This is a genomic window from Brachybacterium fresconis, from assembly GCF_017876515.1.
Taxonomy (GTDB): domain Bacteria; phylum Actinomycetota; class Actinomycetes; order Actinomycetales; family Dermabacteraceae; genus Brachybacterium; species Brachybacterium fresconis.
In genome coordinates, this window is the sequence record NZ_JAGIOC010000001.1 from 498,216 (window position 1) to 518,563 (window position 20,348).

At 68.4% G+C, this 20,348-nt stretch carries 22 protein-coding genes and 2 tRNA genes; 11 read left to right on the plus strand and 13 right to left on the minus strand.

All coding sequences use genetic code 11. The annotated features are described in order from the left end of the window. Window positions 1–128: 128 nt before the first annotated feature. Window positions 129–377, plus strand: coding sequence for an acyl carrier protein (locus JOF44_RS02260; protein WP_209886848.1), 249 nt, complete (start codon window positions 129–131; stop codon window positions 375–377). Window positions 378–451: 74 nt separating this feature from the next. Next, complete coding sequence (locus tag JOF44_RS02265) at window positions 452–1,693, plus strand: beta-ketoacyl-[acyl-carrier-protein] synthase family protein (RefSeq protein ID WP_209886852.1); 1,242 nt, start codon at window positions 452–454, stop codon at window positions 1,691–1,693. A 262-nt stretch (window positions 1,694–1,955) separates the two neighbouring features. Here JOF44_RS02265 and JOF44_RS02270 read toward each other — a convergent pair whose 3' ends face one another. The 5 genes from JOF44_RS02270 to JOF44_RS02290 all read right to left on the minus strand — a co-directional run bounded on the left by JOF44_RS02270 (window position 1,956) and on the right by JOF44_RS02290 (window position 4,930). Further along, window positions 1,956–2,447 (minus strand): DUF3145 domain-containing protein, encoded by a 492-nt coding sequence (locus JOF44_RS02270; protein ID WP_209886854.1) that lies wholly within the window; start codon window positions 2,445–2,447, stop codon window positions 1,956–1,958. Between the two features lie 95 nt (window positions 2,448–2,542). Further along, entirely contained in the window at window positions 2,543–3,031 is a 489-nt protein-coding gene (locus JOF44_RS02275; protein ID WP_209886857.1) for a peptide deformylase, read from the minus strand. Then, on the minus strand, window positions 3,028–3,555 hold the full coding sequence (locus JOF44_RS02280; protein WP_209886860.1) for an OsmC family protein: 528 nt from the start codon (window positions 3,553–3,555) through the stop codon (window positions 3,028–3,030). Before JOF44_RS02280 ends, JOF44_RS02275 begins: the two co-directional genes overlap by 4 nt. Before the next feature lie 89 nt (window positions 3,556–3,644). Then, a tRNA-Asn gene (locus JOF44_RS02285) sits at window positions 3,645–3,719 on the minus strand. Window positions 3,720–3,835: 116 nt separating this feature from the next. Further along, on the minus strand, window positions 3,836–4,930 hold the full coding sequence (locus tag JOF44_RS02290) for a LacI family DNA-binding transcriptional regulator (protein ID WP_209886863.1): 1,095 nt from the start codon (window positions 4,928–4,930) through the stop codon (window positions 3,836–3,838). A gap of 176 nt (window positions 4,931–5,106) precedes the next feature. Here JOF44_RS02290 and JOF44_RS02295 point away from each other — a divergent pair, with 176 nt between their 5' ends. Both JOF44_RS02295 and JOF44_RS02300 read left to right on the plus strand, forming a co-directional pair. Then, complete coding sequence (locus JOF44_RS02295) at window positions 5,107–6,369, plus strand: glycoside hydrolase 5 family protein (RefSeq protein ID WP_209886866.1); 1,263 nt, start codon at window positions 5,107–5,109, stop codon at window positions 6,367–6,369. A gap of 82 nt (window positions 6,370–6,451) precedes the next feature. Further along, window positions 6,452–6,525 (plus strand) — tRNA-Ile (locus JOF44_RS02300). Between the two features lie 69 nt (window positions 6,526–6,594). On the opposite strand, the gene JOF44_RS02305 is transcribed toward JOF44_RS02300, so the two are convergent. After that, window positions 6,595–7,482, minus strand: coding sequence for an SUMF1/EgtB/PvdO family nonheme iron enzyme (locus tag JOF44_RS02305; RefSeq protein WP_209886869.1), 888 nt, complete (start codon window positions 7,480–7,482; stop codon window positions 6,595–6,597). 230 nt (window positions 7,483–7,712) lie between these two features. Between JOF44_RS02305 and JOF44_RS02310 the strand changes: the two genes are divergently transcribed. The 4 genes from JOF44_RS02310 to JOF44_RS02325 all read left to right on the plus strand — a co-directional run bounded on the left by JOF44_RS02310 (window position 7,713) and on the right by JOF44_RS02325 (window position 12,174). After that, the gene (locus JOF44_RS02310) at window positions 7,713–8,348 is read left to right on the plus strand and encodes a PadR family transcriptional regulator (RefSeq protein ID WP_209886872.1); all 636 of its coding nucleotides are present in this window, start codon (window positions 7,713–7,715) and stop codon (window positions 8,346–8,348) included. Window positions 8,349–8,356: 8 nt separating this feature from the next. Further along, window positions 8,357–10,123 (plus strand): sulfatase, encoded by a 1,767-nt coding sequence (locus JOF44_RS02315; RefSeq protein WP_245348820.1) that lies wholly within the window; start codon window positions 8,357–8,359, stop codon window positions 10,121–10,123. A 149-nt stretch (window positions 10,124–10,272) separates the two neighbouring features. Then, window positions 10,273–11,616 carry an MFS transporter gene (locus JOF44_RS02320; protein ID WP_209886878.1) on the plus strand — a complete coding sequence of 448 codons (1,344 nt, stop codon included), beginning with the start codon at window positions 10,273–10,275 and terminating at the stop codon, window positions 11,614–11,616. 156 nt (window positions 11,617–11,772) lie between these two features. Further along, window positions 11,773–12,174, plus strand: coding sequence for a hypothetical protein (locus tag JOF44_RS02325; protein ID WP_209886881.1), 402 nt, complete (start codon window positions 11,773–11,775; stop codon window positions 12,172–12,174). Between the two features lie 378 nt (window positions 12,175–12,552). On the opposite strand, the gene JOF44_RS02330 is transcribed toward JOF44_RS02325, so the two are convergent. From JOF44_RS02330 to JOF44_RS02345, 4 genes are read right to left on the minus strand one after another with little or no spacing between them, the layout of a single operon-like run. Continuing rightward, the gene (locus JOF44_RS02330; protein WP_209886884.1) at window positions 12,553–13,512 is read right to left on the minus strand and encodes a PfkB family carbohydrate kinase; all 960 of its coding nucleotides are present in this window, start codon (window positions 13,510–13,512) and stop codon (window positions 12,553–12,555) included. After that, window positions 13,509–14,960, minus strand: coding sequence for a purine-cytosine permease family protein (locus JOF44_RS02335; RefSeq protein WP_245348821.1), 1,452 nt, complete (start codon window positions 14,958–14,960; stop codon window positions 13,509–13,511). The genes JOF44_RS02330 and JOF44_RS02335 overlap by 4 nt, the downstream gene beginning before the upstream one ends. Then, window positions 14,953–15,963 carry an ADP-ribosylglycohydrolase family protein gene (locus JOF44_RS02340; protein ID WP_209886887.1) on the minus strand — a complete coding sequence of 337 codons (1,011 nt, stop codon included), beginning with the start codon at window positions 15,961–15,963 and terminating at the stop codon, window positions 14,953–14,955. The genes JOF44_RS02335 and JOF44_RS02340 overlap by 8 nt, the downstream gene beginning before the upstream one ends. Next, window positions 15,960–16,646 carry a GntR family transcriptional regulator gene (locus JOF44_RS02345; protein ID WP_209886890.1) on the minus strand — a complete coding sequence of 229 codons (687 nt, stop codon included), beginning with the start codon at window positions 16,644–16,646 and terminating at the stop codon, window positions 15,960–15,962. The genes JOF44_RS02340 and JOF44_RS02345 overlap by 4 nt, the downstream gene beginning before the upstream one ends. 579 nt (window positions 16,647–17,225) lie before the next feature. Between JOF44_RS02345 and JOF44_RS02350 the strand changes: the two genes are divergently transcribed. From JOF44_RS02350 to JOF44_RS02360, 3 genes are all read left to right on the plus strand, one after another. Further along, entirely contained in the window at window positions 17,226–17,720 is a 495-nt protein-coding gene (locus tag JOF44_RS02350; RefSeq protein ID WP_209886893.1) for a hypothetical protein, read from the plus strand. A 78-nt stretch (window positions 17,721–17,798) separates the two neighbouring features. Beyond that, window positions 17,799–18,002, plus strand: coding sequence for a hypothetical protein (locus JOF44_RS02355; protein WP_209886896.1), 204 nt, complete (start codon window positions 17,799–17,801; stop codon window positions 18,000–18,002). Between the two features lie 339 nt (window positions 18,003–18,341). After that, on the plus strand, window positions 18,342–18,500 hold the full coding sequence (locus tag JOF44_RS02360) for a hypothetical protein (RefSeq protein WP_209886899.1): 159 nt from the start codon (window positions 18,342–18,344) through the stop codon (window positions 18,498–18,500). Between the two features lie 106 nt (window positions 18,501–18,606). Here JOF44_RS02360 and JOF44_RS02365 read toward each other — a convergent pair whose 3' ends face one another. Genes JOF44_RS02365 through JOF44_RS02375 form a run of 3 tightly spaced genes read right to left on the minus strand, consistent with a single transcriptional unit; the run spans window position 18,607 to window position 20,233 of the window. Next, the gene (locus JOF44_RS02365; protein WP_209886902.1) at window positions 18,607–18,945 is read right to left on the minus strand and encodes a DUF202 domain-containing protein; all 339 of its coding nucleotides are present in this window, start codon (window positions 18,943–18,945) and stop codon (window positions 18,607–18,609) included. After that, window positions 18,942–19,304, minus strand: coding sequence for a YidH family protein (locus JOF44_RS02370; protein WP_209886905.1), 363 nt, complete (start codon window positions 19,302–19,304; stop codon window positions 18,942–18,944). Before JOF44_RS02370 ends, JOF44_RS02365 begins: the two co-directional genes overlap by 4 nt. Continuing rightward, a complete protein-coding gene (locus JOF44_RS02375) occupies window positions 19,301–20,233 on the minus strand; it encodes a formylglycine-generating enzyme family protein (RefSeq protein ID WP_465251346.1) in 933 nt (310 codons plus the stop codon). The genes JOF44_RS02370 and JOF44_RS02375 overlap by 4 nt, the downstream gene beginning before the upstream one ends. Window positions 20,234–20,348 lie beyond the last annotated feature (115 nt).

Consider the following 20,348-nt stretch of genomic DNA (forward strand, 5'->3'; position numbering starts at 1 on the left):
GCGGCCCCGGCCGCCCTGTCGTCCCTGTCACGCCACAGCGGTCACATCCTCCACGCTGCCCGAACAGCACCCCCGGCGCGGGTAGTCTGTCACCGCCACCCAACATCCCGTTCACCTAAGGAGAACCCATGGCACACACCGATAACGAGATCCTCGAGGGCCTCGCCGAGATCGTCAACGAGGAGACCGGTGTCGCCACGGAGGACGTGCAGCTCGACAAGTCCTTCACGGATGACCTCGACATCGACTCGATCTCCATGATGACCATCGTCGTCAACGCCGAGGAGAAGTTCGACGTCCGCATCCCCGACGAAGAGGTCAAGAACCTCGCCACCGTCGGCGATGCCGTCAAGTTCATCGTGGGCGCCCAGTCCTGACCCCCGCCTGACGCCCGGGACCCTATGCGTCCCGGGCGTCGCCGATCGTCAGCCCATCCGACCCGGAGGTCCGTATGTCCGCTTCCCGCTCCCGTGTCGCCGTCACCGGTCTCGGCACCGTCAACCCGCTCGGCGGTGACGTCGCCTCCACCTGGAAGGCGGCCCTGGCCGGTACGTCCGCCGCGCGCACGCTGGACAACGACTGGAAGGAGGAGTACGGACTGTCCGTGGACTTCGCCTGCCAGCTGGCCCCCGGCGCGCTCGAGAACCTCTCCCGCCCCCAGGCCAAGAAGCTGGATCCCTCGGGTCAGTACTCGATGGTCGCCTCCCGGGAGGCGTGGGCCGACGCCGGTGCTCCGGAGGTCGCCCCCGAGCGCCTCGGCGTCGTGGTCGGCACCGGCATCGGCGGCATCTGGACCACCCTGGACCAGTGGGACGTCGTGCGCGAGCGCGGCGCCCGACGGGTCAACCCCTTCACGGTCCCCATGCTCATGGCCAATTCCTCCAGCGCCCAGATCTCGATGGAGCTGGGCGCCCGGGCCGGGGCCCACACCCCGGTCTCGGCCTGCGCCTCCGGCGCGGAGGCCGTGGCGCTGGGCATGGGCATGATCCGCGATGACCGCGCCGACGTCGTGGTCGTCGGCGGCACCGAGGCGTGCATCCATCCGATGACGCTGGCCGCCTTCGCGAACATCCGCGCGCTCTCGGGCCGGGTCGATGATCCCGAGCACGCCTCGCGTCCCTACGATGTGGACCGCGACGGCTTCGTGCTCGGCGAGGGCGCGGCGATCCTGGTGCTGGAGAGCGAGGAGCATGCTGCCGCTCGCGGTGCCCGCGTGTACGCCTACGCCGCCGGGCGCGGTATGGCCTCGGACGCCCACCACATCTCCGCCCCCTCCGCGGAGGGGCAGGCCCGTGCGGTCCGCGAGGCGGTCGAGGACGCCGACGTGGCCGCGCAGGACGTCGTGCACGTCAACGCCCACGGCACCTCGACGCCGCTGGGGGACATCGGTGAGCTCACCGCCCTCTCGGACGCCCTCGGCGGGGTCACCGATCAGCTCGTGGTGACCTCGACGAAGTCGATGACCGGCCATCTCATGGGCGGCGCCGGGGCGCTGGAGTCGGTCTTCTCCACCCTCGCCGCGCATCACCGCGTCTCCCCGCCCACGATCAACATCGAGAACCTCGACCCGGAGGTGCCGGTGCGGATCGCGCAGAACGCCCCGGTGGATCTCCCCTCCGGGGACATCGCGGTGCTGAACAATGCCTTCGGCTTCGGCGGCCACGACATCGCGGCGATCTTCACCAGCGCCTGAGCGGTGCTGTCGGCCCACGAGGAGGTGCTGGCAGCCTGACGGCTCCCACCGAGTGCGACCGTGGGCACCCTTCCCGTGCCGGGGAGTGGTGCCCACGGTCGCACTCGATTGCCGTCGGGGTCGCGAACAGCTGATGCGATGCCGCGCCGATGCGGCCCATGCTCGACCGGCGCGATTCCGCTGCTCGCCAGCAGTTGCGGCGCGGCCGACCCTGAGCCGATGCGGCGCGGCCGGTCCTCAACCGATGCGGTGCGGACGGTCCTCAGCTGACGCGGTGCAGCCAGCGCATCGGAACGCCCTCGCCGGCGTGGCGGAAGATCTCGAGGTCCTCGTCCCAGGGCTCCCCGAGCGCGATGCCGAGCTCGCGGCGCAGCGCGTGCGGATCCGTCCCCGCCCGCTCCATGCAGCCGCGCACATGGTCCTCGGTCAGCACAGTGTTGCCGGCGTGGTCGGTGGCCGCGTGGTGGATGCCGAGCTCGGGGGTGCAGCTCCAGCGGGCGCCGTCGCTGATGGCCGTGGCCTCCTGGGTCACCTCGAAGCGCACCTCGTGCATGCCGCGCAGCGCGCTGACCAGGCGGGCTCCGGTGTCGTCCCGTCCGCGCCAGATCATCTCGGCCCGCAGCAGGCCGCGAGCGACGTGCTGCTCCTCCCAGCGGATGCGGGAGGGCATGCCGAGAACTCCGCTCGCGGCCCATTCGATGTGCGGTGCGAGGGCTCGCGGCGCGGAGTGAACATACAGAACGCCCTGAGTCATCTCGTTCCTTCCGGTGTCCGATGCGTCTTCCCCAACGAATCGGTGCTGTCCGGATGGTGCGTGGTGCCGGAGGGCTCCTGTCTCTACGGCAGAGCTTAGAGGGTCTCCCTGATCTGGCGCAACGCCTTCTTCTTCACGGAGCGTTCGAGGCCGTCGATGTAGAGCTCGCCGTCGAGATGGGCGACCTCGTGCTGGATGAGGCGGGCGACGATGCCCTCGCCGGCCAGTTCGATCTCCTGGCCGTCCACGTCGGTGCCGACGCAGCGCGCGTAGGCGGAGCGGGTGCGCGGGAAGAACAGCCCCGGCACGGACAGGCAGCCCTCGTCGTCGTGCTGGAGCTCCTCGGAGAGGTCGACGATGACGGGGTTGATGATGTGGCCGATCCCGCGGTCCTCGATGTTCCAGGAGAACGCACGCTGACCGATGCCGATCTGGTTCGCCGCGACGCCGGCGCGGCCCTCGTCGTCCACGGTGTCCTCGAGGTCACGGATCAGGTGGCGGGTGCCGTCGGTGACGGTCCGGATGGGGTCGCAGGGGGTGCGCAGCACCGGGTCGCCGACGATGCGGATCGGGCGGATGCTCATCGCGACTCCTGCCCGGGCTCCCCAGGCTGCTCGGCCTGTCCGGTCTGCTCCGTCTGCTCCCTCGCCGCCGACGTCTCCTCGGCCCCAAGGATCTGGTGGGTGACCTCGGTTCCGGGCACGACGGTGCGCTCGACGGTGCAGCCGGCGGCGACCGCGCGGCCGAACACCTTCACGACCGAGGCGATCTCGGCCTCGGTGAGCCCCTCGAGCGGCAGCTGGACCTGCTCGGTGATCTCCGGGTAGCGGTTGTCCTCGTCGGACGTCGCGTGCGCCCACAGGCGCATGTCGAAGTCCTCCCCCAGCCGACGGGCGAGGTTGATGTCGGAGGTCATGCCGGCGCAGCCGATGAGGGCGAGCTTCAACAGCTCGCCGGGGCTGATCTCGCCCTCCCCCTTGCCGATGGGGATCTCGACACCGCGCCGGTTCCGGCCGACGAGGGTGCGGTGGCCGGTGCGATCGGCCCATACGCTTTCGGACGTGGCCTCCTCGGGGACGGGGAAGCGATCATCGGGGACGGAGGGCATCGTCCTACTCCTTCACGGCAGCGCCTGCGGACAGACAAGAGGGCAGAAACAACGCAGCCCCGGGGGTGTCCCCGGGGCTGCGCCTGGTGTGGCTCCCGCAGTTGGATTCGAACCAACAACCCTTCGATTAACAGTCGAATGCTCTGCCGTTGAGCTATGCGGGATCGACCTCGACAACTTTAGCAGGGCCGCGCGGAGCCTGCACCCTCGATCACGGCCACGACCGGCCGGTATGACCTATCTAACCTCACTCTGCAGTCGCTCTGCGGGCGTTCTGCGCTCACCCGGCGACGGGCTGCGCCGCAGGATCGGTGGAGGCGCGGACCACCAGCTCCGGCTCGAGGGCGCGCACCTCCGACTCCATGCCGTCGGGCTCGCCGTCGCGCCGGCGCGCTGCGGCGATGACCTCGAGCAGCCGGGTGGCGGCGACCCGGCCGTACTCGACGGCGGAGCGCCCGATGGCGGTGATGCCCGGGCGGTGCGTGCGCGCCAGCGGGGAGTCCTCGTAGCTGGCCACCGCGATGTCGCCGGGGACCGCGACGCCGCTCTCGGCGAGCACGTGGGAGCCGGCCAGCGCCATCTCGTCGCTGTCGAAGATGATCGCGGTGGGTGGCACGTCGGAGGCCAGCAGCTCCGCGGTCGCGACGGCGGCGTCCTGGGCACCGAAGCCCGCGTCCTGCAGCACGCCGCCGATGCCGAGCTCGGTGCAGCGATCCAGGAAGGCCTGGTCGCGCTGGGCGGTGTGGAGGAAGGCGGCGGTGCCGGCGACGCGGGCGATGCGGCGATGCCCCCGCTCGGCGAGGTGGTCCACCAGCAGGTGCGTGGCCCGGGCGTCGTCGACGTACACCGCCGGCAGCGAGCCGTGATGGCCGGGGCCGCCGACGACCAGCGCCGGCTGGCCGAGCTCTTCGAGGGCCGGGATCCGCGCATCGTCGGCGCGCAGGTCCACCACGACGACGCCGTCGACCCGGCGCTGGCCGAACCAGCGGCGGTAGGTGTCGATCTCCGCCTCGGGCGAGTCCACGATCTTCATCTGCAGCGAGTAGTCCTGGGCGCTGAGCACCTCCTGCAGGCCGGCGACGAAGGCGCCGAAGAACGCTTCGTTGCCGAGCACCTCCGCAGGCCGGGCCAGCACCATCCCGACCGTCAGCACCGGGGCGCCGGCCAGGGCGCGGGCGGCCGGGGACGGCTCCCAGTCCAGCTCCCGGGCGATCTCCATGATGCGGGCGCGGGTCGCGTCAGAGACGCCGGGCCGACCGTTGACCGCGAGCGAGACCGCGGCGGAGGTGACGCCGGCGCGGCGCGCGATGTCGGCGATCGTGACGCGCTGCCCGCGCCCGCTGCCGCGCGATGCGGCGCTCCTGCTGGTCGTCATCGTCGGCCCCTCCGTCATCACCTCGGCACTCCACCGCACCGTACCCCTACTTGAGCGCTATAGTAGCACTGGGCCACGGCAGTCTCCTGGCCTGTCCCTGTCGTCTGCCCGGACCTCCTTCCGGTCCCGCCCGGCATCGACTCCGCCCACCAGCTCTGACCGACGGAAGGACGACGATGTCTTCCCCCGCCTCCCCCGCCCCTCCCGCCCCGCGGTTCGGGGTCAACTACACGCCCCGCACCGGGTGGTTCCACTCCTGGCTCGACCTGGACGAGGATGCCGTCGGCGAGGACCTCCAGGCGATCGCCTCGCTCGGCGCGGACCATGTGCGGATCTTCCCGCTGTGGCCGCTGCTGCAGCCCAATCGCACGCTGATCCGGCCCCGGGGTCTCGCAGACGTGCGCGCCGTGGTGGATGCTGCCGCGAGCGTGGGGCTGGACGTCGTCGTCGACGCGATCCAGGGGCATCTCTCGAGCTTCGACTTCATCCCCAGCTGGCTGGCCACCTGGCACCGCCGCAACATGTTCACCGATCCTGAGGTGGTGGCGGCCACCGCGGAGCTCGTGCGCTCCCTCGCCGCCTGCGTCGCGGACGCCCCGAACCTGCTGGGACTGACCCTGGGCAACGAGGTCAACCAGTTCTCGGCCTCCAACCACCCCGACCCCGATGTCACCTCTGTCGCCGAGGCCGAGGCCTGGACACGCACGCTGCTTGAGGCCGCGAGAGCCGGTGCCCCCGCCGGGATGCACACCGTCGCGAACTACGACGCCGCCTGGTTCATGGACGACCACGCCTTCACCCCCGACCAATCCGCACGGCTCGGGGACGCCACGGTGATCCACTCCTGGATCTTCGACGGCACCGGCCAGCGCTACGGGGCCCGCTCCTACGAGGTCGCCCACCGGGCCGAGTACTACCTCGAACTCGCCCGCGCCTTCTCCCCCGCCCCGCAGCGGCCGCTGTGGCTGCAGGAGGTCGGCGCGCCCCGCAGCCTCCTGACCGAGGACGAGGTGCCCTGGTTCGTGGCCAGCACCATCGAGAACTCGCTGTCGTGCCCCGAGCTGTGGGGCGTGACCTGGTGGTGCTCCCACGACGTCTCCCGCTCCCTGGCCGACTTCCCTCCCCTGGAGCACACTCTTGGCCTGTTCGACGAGCACGGCAGGATCAAGAACGCCGGTGAGGCTTTCCGCGACGCGGTCGCCGCGGCCCGCGAGACCGCTCCCCCGGCCTCCCGCGGCCGGGCGATCGAGTTCCCGGTCGGCGCGGATGCGCTGCTGGGGCGCAGCGCTGCGGCGCCGGGCGGCTCCGTGTTCGAGGCCTGGATGGACGCCTCCCGCGCCGGGGAGCGCCCGACGGTGCGGGTCGTGCGCGAGCAGGCCGAGATCGTCGCGGGGGACACCCGCACCGGGGGCGCGGCGGCGACCCGAGTGGGGTCCTGAAGCAGTCGCAGAGGACCCGGCATCCGGCCAGGTCACAGAGTCTCGTCATGGTAAGTTCGTCCGGGCTCCATCGTGGGTCCATGGCCCAGTAGCTCAGCAGGTCAGAGCAGCGGACTCATAATCCGTCGGTCGCGGGTTCAAGCCCCGCCTGGGCTACGTTGTAGCTGGCCATAAGCCTGTTGTGCGTGCCGCTTGGGCGTCGATTCGGAGCTGATCAGATTTTTGTCAGACTTTTGATTCGCCGCGAGATCGTTCCTCAGGCCGTCCGAGTGCCTCCAGTCCGCGCTCGGGAACCCCATGGGTCGAGTAGTGACGCTCAGCGACCTGAACGGTGTGGCCCATGATGGACTCGCGATCCATGCGGGACAAGCCCGCCTCCTCCAGACGCCGCTCGACCATCCGGCGGATCGAGTGAAGGGTCATCTCCGGGTGACCCGCGGCGTCGAACGAACGACGCAGTGAATTCTTCATCGCATCCTGATCGGGCATCCCATGACGTCTGGACGTCGGGAAAACGAAGACCTCGTCGGCTCGCGTCGCGATGCCGACCTGCTGGCGAGACCTCAGCCGGCCGGCCCAGTCGCAATATGCGATGGCGTCGTTCCAGCTCACGTGCACCACCGGGTGGCTCTCGCGGCCCTCGAGGTCGGAGCAGGATCCCCCAGGGCGGCGCCAGGACGCGCCCTGAACACCGCGCCACCAGGGCGCTCCGGCGGCGGGGCCCATGATCTCGCAGGCCTCGGCGGTGACGGCCAGGTGGAATACGGCGGAGAATCCGAAGAGCTCGGCCTCGGTGCGGTAGCCGGTGTCCTCGACAAAGCGCGCAAAGTCCGCGTTGCGCACGGTGGTCACGTCGATGTCGAAGGCGCTGAGCGCGACCCTGTGGCGCGGGGTCTCCCCGTCGGCGCGGTGGCGATCGCCGGAGGAGTCGCCCATGGTGAAGGACCCGGCGGGGATCCGTGCCTGTTCGATCATGTGGCGGGAGGCGACAGGAGTGGCAAGGTCCTGCTGCAGGTTGGGCGCCGCCCCGGGCTCTACGAACTGATCGCGTCCGGGCATCCCGCAACCACAGCCGCACCCGTCATTCTCAGCGTGTTCTCTTGGCTCGGACATCCTCGACCTCTCTCCTGTGCTCTGACCATTTTCCTAGCCCCTGGCGCGCTCCGCGCGACCGGGGCTGTGGGTGCGCTCTCGGGGCGCGGCCCGAGAAGCCATCGCCTGTTCCGATCGATGACGGGCACCGCGCCGCAGCCCTCCGTTGATCGACCACCAATCTATATGCACTTGCACTTAGTCGCCGTTGCACTTAGTCTTTCGCGCAACCACTCAAAGAGGAGGCGTACGTGAAGCTGGAGTTCCCCCTGCTCGGCCTGCTGGCCGCCCGGTCCATGACCGGCTACGACATCGCACGATGGACCCGCGTCGAAGGCAAGTTCGCAGGCCTGGACCGACACCCGAGCCAGATCTACCGGCTTCTCGGCCGGATGGAGGCCGACGGCTGGGTGACCCATGTGGTTGACCCGCGCGACAGCGCTCCGGACGGCAAGGTCTACTCCATCACCGATGCCGGCTTCGACCGACTCCTGCGCTGGGTCCGTTCCGTGTACACCCCTCCCCGCCGGTTCCAGGATCCTGAGTTCACCGCCCGGCTGCGGATCGCAGCGATGCTCGACCTCGAGCGCGCCTGCGAGCTAGTTGATGAGGAGCTCGATGCCCGCCGCGCCGTCGTGCGCGAGAACCGCGGCCGTCCTCGCGCGGAGGACCACCTGCCGAAACCGGCCCGGGCCGAGGTGGACGTGGTATTGCTGGCCCTCTTCGGCGACGAGTTGAACGCCTACGGAGAGTCGGAGATCGATCGATGGATCGCCTGGCTCGAGCATCTTCGGATTCAGCTGCGCGGCCGACTGTCCGCCCGCTCGACCGACCCCATAGTCTCCGCCGAGGCCCCGTCCGCCGGCGTCGAGGGGATGAACCGATGAGGGCCGTCATGCTGCTGTTCGACAGCCTGAACCGTCGCTTCCTGCCTCCCTACGGCGCCCAGGGGATCCATGCCCCGAACTTCAGCCGCCTGGCGGAGCACACGGCACGCTTCGCCACCACCTACGCCGGATCCATGCCCTGCATGCCCGCCCGCCGCGAGCTGCACACGGGTCGCTACAACTTCCTGCACCGTTCCTGGGGCCCCCTGGAGCCGTTCGACGACTCAGTCCCCCAGATGCTCTCCGAGGCCGGGGTCTACACGCACCTCGTCACCGACCACCAGCACTACTGGGAGGACGGCGGTGCCACCTATCACAACCGCTTCGACTCCTACGAGTTCTTCCGCGGCCAGGAGGGTGACGCTTGGAAGGGCCACGTGGCGGATCCCGAGCCGCCAGCGCGCAGCACTCGGCGCATCCGCCATGGACTGTGGCGCCAGGACCTCATCAACCGCCAGTACCTCACTGAGCAGGCGGACCACCCGCAGACCCGCACGGTCGACGCCGGCCTGGAGTTCATGGCCACCAACCGCGATGAGCAGGACTGGCTCCTCCAGATCGAGTGCTTCGACCCGCACGAACCATTCTTCTCGTATGCGGAGCACCAACGTCTCTACGGCCTGGATCCCGAGGACGAGCGCCGCACCGACTGGCCGGACTACAAGAAGGCCGACGAGGACGAGGAGACGACCGCGCGGGTGCGCGCGGAGTACTCGGCCCTGCTGAGCATGTGCGACGACTCCCTGGGCCGGATCCTGGACCGCTTCGACGAGGAGAACCTCTGGGAGGACACCGTCCTGCTGGTCTGTACCGATCACGGCTTCCTGCTCGGCGAGCACGGCTGGTGGGGCAAGAACGTCCAGCACTGGTACGACGAGAACATCCACACCCCGCTGTTCTTGTGGGACCCGCGTGACGGGAGCGTCGGGCAGACCCGAGAAGCGCTCGTGCAGACCGTCGACCTCGGCCCCACGCTGCTGGACATCTTCGGGCAGCAACCGACCGACCGCATGCAGGGCCGCTCTATCCTGCCCGTGCTGCGCGACGACACCCCTGTGCGCGACCACGCTCTTTTCGGCACGTTCGGCGGGCACGTCAACGTGACCGACGGTCGGTACGTCTACATGCGGGCCAGCGCGGGCCCGGAGAACGCGCCGCTGCTCGAGCACACGCTGATGCCCACCCACATGAACCAGCGCTTCTCCCCGGAGGAGCTCGCCGAGGCCGAGCTACACCCGCCGCTGTCCTTCACTCAGGGAGCACCGGTGCTGCGCATGCCCGGTCGCGCCGTGGGGAACCCCTACGAATTGGGCACCGCGCTGTTCGACCTGGACACCGATCGGGAGCAGCAGACGCCGTTGCTGGACGACGAGCTCGAGCTGCGGATGATCGACCTGCTGCTGGCGGCCCTACGCGAGGCCGACGCCCCGCTCTCGCAGTACCTCCGGCTCGGGCTCCCACAGCACGGCCCCGCCACCGAGGAGCACTTGCTCGCACGACGCCAACACGGCGCGTACATGACCTCGCTCGAGGCCCCACCCTCGGCGCAGGAGTTCGACGCGTCCTCGCCGGTCCTCACCTGCACCCTGCGCGAGCTGATGGCCACTCCGGACGGCGCCGGACCCTTACGCTCGGCGCTCGGTCCGGCGGCCGACACGCTTGCCGCCCTCGCCGGCGCGTCTACGCTGCTCCAGCTCGCCCCGCTCTCCCGAGCCCTGGACCGCGAAACCCTGCACCGAATCGACCGGGAGCTGTCCCCACCAGCCACAGTCTGAGCCCGCCCGCACCCCACAGCGCAGCGCCTGCCGCGTGTCGCCGGACGAATCCTTCCCCTGCCCCCGGGGAAACGTGCCCCTGACTCAATGCGTCTCTCCGCCCCACGATTCCGCAGGCACCACCCCTGTTTCTCGACGAGGAGATCCCCATGACCACGCCTGTCACCAAAACCACCGCACCTGCCCAGAAGGAGGTGATCGTCCCGCGTCGCTGGCGCAGGCTCGCGCTCATCGGCGGGTCGCTGTTCGCCGACAACAATGAGACCAGCGTCATCAGCACGCTGGCACCGGTCATCTTCGCGGCGCTCGCCCTCCCTCTCAGCGCGCTGGGTGTGCTCGTCGCCGTCGGCAAGACGGTGGCGGTCGTGTTCGGACCGATCTGGGCGTACGTCGCCAGGCGCACGAACCGCAAGCTCACCTTCGTGCTGACCTCAGCCGCGGCGGGACTGGCCACCATCGCCACCGGCTTCGCCCAGGACTACGCGACGCTCCTGCTGGGCTACGGCATCACCGCGGTCTTCGTCGCCGCCTCGCTCCCGCTGGTCTCCGAGATCACCTCCGATCTATTTGGAGAAGCTTCCCGGGGCCGCGCCTCCGGGTACACCTGGGGCGCGGTGTCCCTTATCGGCTCGATCGCAGGGCCGCTGCTCGGACAGCTCGCGAACATCGAAGGCGGCTGGCGCTGGGGCTTCTTCATCTGGGGTTCGATCATGATCGTGCTAGCGGTGATGATCTTCCTGCTCTTCGAGGACCCGGGCGTTGGCGCCAGCGAACCAGCCTCGACGGTGATGACCGCCGAACAGCGCGCCTCGCACGAGAAGATCACCTGGCCCAAGGTACGCCAGATGTTCCAGATCCCCACCTTCGTGCTGATGCTCATCCAACGCCTGGTGAGCGGTCACCTGCTCATTGCCTCCTTCGGCACAATCTTCTTGGTCAATACCTACGGTTTCACCACCGCCGTCGCAGCTGTCGTGCTCCTGCCCTTCGGCATCGGCTACATGGTCGGCACCTTCGGCGGCGGCATCGTCACCGATCTCCTGCACCGGGCGTTCCCCAATTGGGGCCGGATCCTGGTGCTGCAGGTAGCCCAGCTCGGCTTCGGAATCGTCGCGATCGTTGCGACCCAGTTCGACTGGGGCGGTATCGAGGTGTTCGCCGCGTTCTGGGCCGTACTCGGTTTCCTCCAGGGACTGAACCCGGGCGTCAACCGCCCGATCGTCGCCGCCGTCATCCCACCGGAACTACGCGGCGCCGCCTTCGCCCTGATGCTCAGCGTGTTCGAAGCCGCCGCCTACGCGATCTTCAACCTGCTCGCCGGCTTCCTCGGCGAAGCCTATGGCCTCACTGTTGTGATGCTCTGGCTGCCCGGTATTCTCATGCTGGTCAACGGCGTGTTCGTCACCATCCTCTACAAGACCTACCCACGCGATGTAGCACGCTTTGAGGCCACAATGCTCGCCCGCACCCAGGAGAATGCCGCGCAACGCTGAGCCCGCTGGCACTCCCACGCCACGTCCTGCGCTAGGCGGAGCGAAACGCGGGTCGATACGCCGTACCTATGATGCGGGGTAACGATGGAGGACCGTCATGACGCGTGCCGGTCTCGTGCCGCCCATGCCTGACGTCCGAGCAATGGAGCCCACCGCGTGAAGATGACCCCCGCGCAGCGAGATCAGATTGCTGCCGATGCCGCTGCCCGATACCGGCCCGGTGCGACATGGGAACAGATCGCCGCGGACTACGGGGTCACCGGTGACTACGTCCGGCGAACGACCATCGCCCGCCACGACCTCACTTACCGGCGCTGGGGGCAGCAGCCAATCGCCGACGTCGACGTTGTCCTCCGGCGACGAGAGGATGGACAGACCCTCGATCAGATCGCCGAGGCGCTGGGCTGGTCGCACCAGGCTGTGCGTACCGCCCTCGAGACCGCGAAGCGCGAACCCGCGACGCGCTACCCGCGCTTTGTCACGTCGCCGCCAACCGACCGACGACGAGATCGCCGAGGTGAACGGTTTGTACCTGGAGTGTCCGCACGCGCCACGTAACCGCGAAGGATCACGCGCCGTGCGAGGTCCAGAAGGTCGCGCCCTGGCCGAGGCCTGCCACGGACTCGTCATCGATGGCATTCCCGTGGCGACCCTCTCTCGCGCACTCGGACGCGGCCCCACCTGGATGCACTGGCTCTTGAGCATCCAAGACCTCAGACCCGACCCTCGTCCGGTCCACACCACCAGCCGCAGGACCCGCACGTAGACGAGGCTCAGGCGCGCTGTCGCCGATATGACCTCAGCTCGCAGAGTTTGCGCGCGGCACCACGCTCAACGTCCCGGCCGTGCCACGCCGCTGCATCTGGGCACGACCATGGTCGGCCCAGACCCGGGGCGATTCAGTCGCCTGCCTGAGCTTGCAGCGGTAGTTGGCTCTCAGCGTCTCTCCAAGAGGGCGTCCGTCTCTGCAGCCAACGGTGCGGTGGCCGGTCCTTCGCGAGTGACGGCGATCGCAGCGGCCGCGCCCGCACGAACCAGTGCCGTATCCAGGTCGCGCCCGGCGGCGAGGCACGCCGCGAGGACGCCGGTGTGGGCATCGCCTGCTCCGTTCGTGTCGACTGCTTCGACGCGTGGAGCTGGGAAGGTTCGAACGTGTCCGTCGGGCTGGGTGAGCAGGCTGCCTTGCGCCCCATTGCGGAGCACCAGCGCGCGCCTGGATCGGCGGGCAAGGCTCTGCGCGAGACGGTCGTGGGGAGCGTCTTCGAGCGAGGTTACGTTCCCCCATCGCTTTGCGAGGATCCGGGCTTCACGGGAGTTCGTCGTCCACACGTCAGCGCGGGTCCAGAGTGCATCGAGCGCTTCGTCGTCGATGTTCCCGATCACGGGGCCAGGGTCGACGACCACGGTCACCCCCACGTCGAGACGCGGCAGCCAGCTCAGCAACGCGTCTCGGTTGCGCGCGTGGACCATCGAGTATCCGGAGACGCACACGACGTCGCCGGGACGGGGTGCCGCCCGCTGCAGCATCCTCGGGTCCGGATGCGTCTCGGCGCCGCGCGTGGAGACGAACGTGCGCTCGGCGGAGTCGTCGACCAGGGCGATGCTGAAGCCACTGTCGTGGTCCGGGGCTGCTGGGGCGAGGACCGAGATGCCCTCTGCCTCAAGCGCTTCTCGCACGATCTGTCCGAACGGGCCAGTCCCATGACCGCCTGGGTACAACACCTCAGCGCCGTCGCGCGCAGCCGCAGCCATGGCGTTGAACCCACCTCCTGCAAGGAAGCGGTGTGAGGGAGCGAAGACGTCTCCACCGGGCTCGGGTAGTGCCGGCACGCGCATCACGAGATCCACGAGGGCCTGCCCTGTATGGACTACCCGGCCCCGGCCGGGCGCGGTCATGACCGAGCCCCCTTCGGTGCGTCCTTCGCCCCGCCCAGCACTGCGTAAACGACGGCGGCTACGACTCCAGAGATCAGCCAGTCCATCCCGTTGCGGCCCAGCCACGTGTCGAACAGCGGGCCCGTGTAGACAGGAGTGGAACCGGGGGTCATCTGCATGAACAGGACCCCGCACACGATGCCGATTAGCCACGGTGCAAAGGCGCGCCAGCGGATGCCACCCGTGTACCAGTATCCGCTGGAGCGGCTCAGGTCCATGAGGGCTTCTTCGTTGTAGTAGTGCCGCCGGATCATGTCGACCAGGAACACACCGACCCAGGCGGAGATCGCCACGGCGAGCACCGAGATGAAGGACACGAACGGACCGTAGAACCCGTCGGCTACCAGCAAGAATAGGAGCGAGGCCGTGGTGGTGACCACGACGTCGACGATGACGGCGTGCGAGCGCTTCAGACGGATTCCGAGGGTCAACGTGACCAGGCCCGCGGAGTACACCGACAGGTGGTTCGACAGCAGCAGCCCGATGAACGAGACGATCAGGTAAGTGATCGCCACTGCGGGCGGCAGCGAGGCACGGATCGTGTCCATGGGGTTCGCCGAGTCGACGATCTCGCTGTGGGAAGCGCCCAGCAGCGCCCCCATGGAGATCATCACTGTCAGGGGGATACCCGCACCTGCGGCGGCTGACAGCACGAGAGGGGCGGCCTTGACCCTGGGTGACTGGTAACGGGCCATGTCTGCGCCCGAGTTTGCCCACCCAATGCCCGTCCCGGCGGCGATGGTGCCGATGCCGGTGAGGACGGCGGCGAGGGAGCCGGAGGAGGTGGCGGCCACGGCAGACCAGTCGACGCGGACCACGAGGAACACGATGATCACGAGATTGATCGCCCCGAATATCCAGGTGGCCCACTTTTGGACTACGAGGATCGTGGCGTGTCCCATGGCGGAGACCGCGACGGTCAGACCCACGAAGAGTGCGACGCCGACGACGGTCACCACGGGCGCTTGCTTAGCCGCGGAGGCGGTGCCTAGCAAGAGGGAGGAGATCGTCACGACTCCGAGTGCAGCAGTGGAGGTGTTGACGGTTTCCCAGCCCAGCCGTGAGATCAGGGCCACGGAGGTCGGACCGGCGTTCCCCCGGGCGCCGAAGATCGCGCGCGAGAGAGTCAGGCTGGGGGCGCCACCGCGTTGACCGGCCACGGAAATGAGGCCGACCAGGGCGAACGAACCAAAGGCGCCAACGATCGCGACGATGGCCGCTTGCCAGACCGAGAGGTCGAGGGCGATAAGGGAGATGCCGAGCGGGAGGCCGATCACCGAGATATTAGCGGCGAACCAGACCCAGAATAGTTGGAGCGGGTATCCGTGCTGTTCAGATCTCGGGACAGGTTCGATGCCGCGTTGTTCGACAGCGTTGAGCGGAGCGGCATTGTTCGAGAGGTCAGTCAAGGTGATCTACTTCGTCTCGTAGGGTCAAGAGCTGGTCGGTAATCGGGTGCAGGGACAGACCGCTGATCGACTCGACCTTCTGGGTGGCGTTTGCAGGAAATGCCGCGGTGCCGTGACAGGCGCCGAGGATGGCACCGGTCATGGCGGCGATGGTGTCGGTATCACCACCAAGGGATGCCGCGCGAGTCAGAGCACGCCACGGATCGCTGGCGTCGTGGTCGGCGATCAAGAGCGCGCACACCACCGATTCCTGCGACTGGACTGAGCTGCCGACAACGTCGTAGAGGAAGGCGTCAAACGCATCGTCGGCCAAGCTTCGGATGGAGTCCCGGAAGGCGGCCGTCCTCTCGGCGATCGAGGCACCAGCTACCCAGTGCCCGCGTGCGGCGCCGCGCCGTGCGGCTGAGATCGCACGGTCCACGGCCTCGTGTGGGCTAAGTCCTTCGATGCCACTGCTGACTGCGGTCGCCACGGCAGACGCGCCGGCGATGCCAAGGCCCGTGTTATGGGTTACACGGCCGGACTCGACGACCGCGTCCTCAAGAGCCGCGCCAGGCCGGTAGGCAATGCCGACGGGTGCGATACGCATGGCCGCCCCATTTGTGGTGCCCGTGCTCCCGGTCTCATCTGGCGGTATCCCGTCCTGGAGGTTGCGCAACGCGAGCCGCGTCGAGGGACCTAGCAAATCCAGTGAACCGCGGCGGATCATCGATCGTTCCCAGTCCAACAGTGCATTGGCCAGCGCGAGCGGGTCGACGTGTCCCCCACCTTCAATCAACAGGTGGGCCAGGATGATCGCCTGTTCAGTGTCGTCAGTGATGGATCCCGCTGGCATCGACGGAGCGATCGGCTGGTCGGGTGCAGCGTCCACGAGGCCATTGATCCGGTTGTACCGTTCCCGGATGCTGGTTCGGGACAAGGACTGCGTCGGCATGCCCAAGGCATCGCCGAGCGCGAGCCCGAGCAACGCGCCATGGGCGCGGTCGTGCGAGGTCGTACTCACGAGTTCTCTCCGAAGGTGAGGGTCAGTCGAAAATGTCGGGGATCGAGCAGGGAAATGACGTGCTCGACGAAGGTTCCGGTGACGTCGAAGGACGTGCGGACGCTGCGGAGGAAGCTCGTGCCAACATCGCGTCCCAGGATTGAGGCTTCCCGGGCGTCGAGTGGGCGCACGTCGACCTGCTGAGTGCCGTGATCAGAGATGAGTCCGGCGTCGGCCAGGGCGTTGGCCAACGACCCCTCGGGCAGACCTTGACCGGGCAGATCGACGAGGCCGGCGACGGCGGGAACAGTCGAGCACTCGAAGGAGATCGGACATGGCCGGCCATCCTCGAGAACGCTGCGCACTCGTCGCACTGCTATCCCCTGGTCGAGTGAAACCTCCGTGGGGAGCTCGGGCACCATGCTGCGTTCTACTGGCTCGATACCCAGTACACGGGTGCTTACGTCGAGCCCAGCCTCGGTCATGGATCGCGCCCATCCACGCCCCAGACGGTGCCCGTCGAACGAGACGAATGATCCCAACCCGGAACGGGTGGCGATCAGACGTTGGCGCTGGAGATCCGCGAGGGCCTGGCGGATCGTCCCTCGAGAGACTCCGAACTCGCGCGCTAACTCGTTCTCCCCGGCCAGGCGTGCACCTGGTGCATAGCGGCCGTCGTAGATCCGCTCGGAGAGTGTGGCCACGATGCGCTCGCGCTTCCCGCGAGCCGGGTGTTTAGACATGTATATACAGGTACACCATAGCTCGGTACGGGTCAAGGCGCCGTTGCGCGGCCCGCTGGCCCACCACCCGTCCGCTGCGGAGCTCCGTACGGCACTCTCGTGCGATGCAGCTCCCTGGTCGGGCGAGGCCACTTCCGAGGCGAACCATGAATTTCCGCCGTCTGTCCAGCACTCTGCGACTCCGGAATGCATCCGCTGGTCAGCCCAAGCCCTTGGGATCAGCAAGCCGATGCATCACACACCACCCACGGGCGAGAAGCATCGCCGTCGACAGCACCGGCACCGTGCGAACTCTCGGTGAGCTGGACGCTTCGGACCTGGGCCTTCTTCGCGAAGGACCTGTCTGGTCGCCGCCGCACCGCCCACACTGCCGCGACCGCTGCCGGATTCGCCGACCACTATGAGCACGCGTCGAGCCGATGCCAGGAGGGTCCGCGCCGGTGATGATCGCCCCGGCGTGGAGGCCTGGGCCGCCTCTCGCCACTGGCGCCGCCCACTTCCCTCATCGACAGGCCACCATCACAGGAGGGACGCGGCACCATGACGGTCAAGCGGAAGAAGGACACGGGCGAGCAGGGCAACGGCGGCCAGTTCGGCACCACCCACCGGGGAGAGGCGGACGTGTCCGTTCCCCCTGTTGACTCCGGGCGGGAGCACCCGTTCCCTGCGAAGGGCTACTACTCCGCCGAAGAGCTCGAATCTCTCGAGGACCGCGGCATCACGGTGAAGACCTCTCCCCTGCCCCGCCGCACGCCGTTCGTCGACCGCAACGCGGAGCTCGGATCCGGGACGACCATCGGCACGAGCGTGTTCATCGAGAGCGCCTCACGAATCGGCCAGGACGCCAAAGTCTCCAACCACAGCCTGGTCGTGGTGGACGCTCAGGTCGGAGACGATGCCACCGTCGGCAAGCATGCCACCGTGTCCTCCGGCGCGCAGATCGGAGATCGCAGCTCCGTCGACTTTCGCTCCACAGTGGGCCAGGACGCGTCCATCGAGGACTCCCCTGGTCGGCGTGAACAGCAGCGTCGGTGACCGCAGCACCATGGGGCCCGCAGCTGCATAGTCGGCGGCGCCCACGTCGGCAAGGACGTCCGGGCCGGTGACGATGTCGTGATCGGCTCCCGAGCACGGATCGACGATGGCGTGACGATCGGCGACGGCGCAGTGGTCTGGGGCCACATCACCTCCGACGTCGCCCCGGAAGAGGTACGCCGCGATGGCCAGACGTTCGACGCCCTCACCGAGTGCTGCGAAGAGGCCGCGTCCGGGTCCCAGGGAGGGTGGCTGCCCAAGCAGTACGGCCGCGCCCGCTGACGACCCCGGCACCCAGTAGTCCCACCAGCGCTCTTCCCCGCCCACTGGTCTCGTCGACCGGCACTCGAGGAGAGGTGAAGACGATGGGCATGGGGCGAGGGCCACGATTCGAGAAGGATTCTGAGGACCTGATCGAGGCGCTCAGCGGCCACGGGGTGAGGGTCGGGCTGTTCGTGCTGGTGCTGCTGGTCGGCGGCTCGATCCTGGTCGGGATCTTCTGGTGTTCAAGGGCTACCCGCCACCCCTGCCGAGTTCGCCGTTCACCTCGGCCAGGCCACGCATCTGCGACGCACCACCCGCCCGGAGCCCACCCGAGCCGAGATCGCCGAGCACACGGGCATGGACGACCTCGACCACGGATCCGGTCAGCTTCCCGACGACGACCCCTGGAACGGGCGGCGGGCCCCGAAGGCCGACTCGGACCGGGTCTACGCCGACGACGGCACAGAGCTGCGCGGTGCCGCTGCGGCCGCGCGGGCCGCGAAGAAGCCCTCCTGACGGTCCTCAGAACGCGGAACACAGTGGTGATCGACGCTGCGAGAATCGGTCGAGCTCTGCTGCCGAATTCGAGGGAGGAGTTAAGCGACGGTCCTTCCCCGAGGTCTCACATGCGTTGCAGGAGGAAACCGGCACAGATGACGCCGATGACGAGAACAGCGATCGTAGCGAAGAGGACCGCGGGGCCTCCGTGGGCGAGTACCTGCCCGCGGTGCAGCTGTGCGTGCCTTCTACGGTACTCCCGTGCCGTGAATGTGTAGGCCAGAAGGGCGAAGCACGCAACGACGAGGCCTGCAAGAACGGCGAACACACCCAGCTCTTCCACGGTGCACCGCAGCGCAATCAAGCTCGTCAGCCCGAATGAGAGACACGTGCGACGCCAGGCCAGCAATGTTCGTTCGAGCTGCAGGCCTCGGTCGAACACACCATCAGCCGGTGAGTTCATGCGTAGATTCCGATCGTGACCAGAGATACGGCAATCACGATGCCCACGGAGATGATCGCGCCGGTGGCGAGGCCGGGAAGCGCTTCGGCGCGACGCAAGGAGCGTTCGGCAGCGCGCCAGCCGAACCATGCCCGTACGACCGCGAAGGTGCCCAGCGCGATGAAGACCGATGCCGCGGCGGTCCGCCAGCTTGACGCATCCGGGAGCGTGAGCGCTTCCAGCGCAAATGCGGCAGCGTACATCGCCAAAGCAGTGCGGAGCCAGGCGAGGAACGTGCGCTCGTTGGCCAGACTGAACCGCGGGTCTGGCTCCTCCCCCGTCTCATAAACGTTGCGTGGGAATCGCCGCGGAGTGGTCATGACAGCGCCTCCCGCCGCGCAACGGTGCGGAATCCGCCGTTGCCCATCGAGGAGTCCGGGGTGTTCTGCGAGCGCGCAGAGTTGCGGTAGCGGTTGCAGTACGAGATGTGGCAGAGGTAGCTGCCGCCACGCATGATCCGGGTCTGGCCGGTCTCGGGGCCGACGGGGTCGGTCACCACCATGCGGTGCTCCGCGCTGGTGCCGCGCCGGTAGGTGGCGGGGTGGAACCAGTCCTCGCACCACTCCCACACGTTTCCGACGGGCTGCCAGAGCCCGTACCCGTTGGGCTCGAAGGTGCGTACGGGGGCGGTGGTGAGGAAGCCATCCTCGAGCGTGTTGGCTCGCGGGAAATCGCCCTGCCAGATGTTCGCACGCCAGCCGCCGGCGTCGACCTCTTCATCACCCCACGGGTACTTCGCACCCTCGATGCCACCACGCGCGGCATACTCCCACTCGGCTTCGGTGGGCAGGCGTCGGCCCGCCCACTCGCAATATGCCTGGGCGTCGTTCCAGCTCACATGCACGACGGGATGGTCGCCGAGGCCGTCCACGTCCGAGCTGCTCCCGCCGGGATGGCGCCAGTCAGCACCCTGCACTCCAGCCCACCAGGGGGCGCCCGTGACAGGGCCCATGACGTCCTCCTGCGTCGCCGCGATCGCCAGGTGGAAGACAGCGGAGAAGCCGAAGCTCTCCGCCTCGGTCACATATCCGGTGTCCTCGACGAAGCGGGCGAAGTCGTCGTTGGTGACCGTGGTGGCGTCGATGTCGAAGGCACTGATGGCGACGTCGTGGAGCGGGGCCTCGCCGTCGGCCCGGTTCCGATCGCCCGAGGAATCCCCCATCGTGAAAGAGCCGCCGGGGACCGCGATCTGCTCGATCGCGTGGCGTCCCGGGCGCTGGGTAATCCTCACTGTGCTCGCTGGGGCGATCCCGGCGAACTCAGCGCGCGACGGGACCCCGCAGGAGCACCCTGCACCCGGCACTTCCGCTGCTTCGACCACCTGGGCTCCTTTCGTGAGGCCACCATGCTCGCAGATCTGGGGG

Excerpts from the sequence above, each read along its gene's own strand:
- JOF44_RS02320 (WP_209886878.1), top strand. The coding sequence starts at position 10,273 with ATGACCACGCCTGTCACCAAAACCACCGCACCTGCCCAGAAGGAGGTG.
- JOF44_RS02315 (WP_245348820.1), top strand. The coding sequence starts at position 8,357 with ATGCTGCTGTTCGACAGCCTGAACCGTCGCTTCCTGCCTCCCTACGGC.
- JOF44_RS02265 (WP_209886852.1), top strand. The coding sequence starts at position 452 with ATGTCCGCTTCCCGCTCCCGTGTCGCCGTCACCGGTCTCGGCACCGTC.
- JOF44_RS02275 (WP_209886857.1), bottom strand. The coding sequence starts at position 3,031 with ATGAGCATCCGCCCGATCCGCATCGTCGGCGACCCGGTGCTGCGCACC.
- JOF44_RS02290 (WP_209886863.1), bottom strand. The coding sequence starts at position 4,930 with ATGACGACCAGCAGGAGCGCCGCATCGCGCGGCAGCGGGCGCGGGCAG.
- JOF44_RS02330 (WP_209886884.1), bottom strand. The coding sequence starts at position 13,512 with ATGACCGCGCCCGGCCGGGGCCGGGTAGTCCATACAGGGCAGGCCCTC.
- JOF44_RS02370 (WP_209886905.1), bottom strand. The coding sequence starts at position 19,304 with ATGACCACTCCGCGGCGATTCCCACGCAACGTTTATGAGACGGGGGAG.
- JOF44_RS02270 (WP_209886854.1), bottom strand. The coding sequence starts at position 2,447 with ATGACTCAGGGCGTTCTGTATGTTCACTCCGCGCCGCGAGCCCTCGCA.
- JOF44_RS02295 (WP_209886866.1), top strand. The coding sequence starts at position 5,107 with ATGTCTTCCCCCGCCTCCCCCGCCCCTCCCGCCCCGCGGTTCGGGGTC.
- JOF44_RS02360 (WP_209886899.1), top strand. The coding sequence starts at position 18,342 with ATGGACGACCTCGACCACGGATCCGGTCAGCTTCCCGACGACGACCCC.
- JOF44_RS02365 (WP_209886902.1), bottom strand. The coding sequence starts at position 18,945 with ATGAACTCACCGGCTGATGGTGTGTTCGACCGAGGCCTGCAGCTCGAA.
- JOF44_RS02350 (WP_209886893.1), top strand. The coding sequence starts at position 17,226 with ATGACGGTCAAGCGGAAGAAGGACACGGGCGAGCAGGGCAACGGCGGC.
- JOF44_RS02280 (WP_209886860.1), bottom strand. The coding sequence starts at position 3,555 with ATGCCCTCCGTCCCCGATGATCGCTTCCCCGTCCCCGAGGAGGCCACG.
- JOF44_RS02260 (WP_209886848.1), top strand. The coding sequence starts at position 129 with ATGGCACACACCGATAACGAGATCCTCGAGGGCCTCGCCGAGATCGTC.
- JOF44_RS02305 (WP_209886869.1), bottom strand. The coding sequence starts at position 7,482 with ATGTCCGAGCCAAGAGAACACGCTGAGAATGACGGGTGCGGCTGTGGT.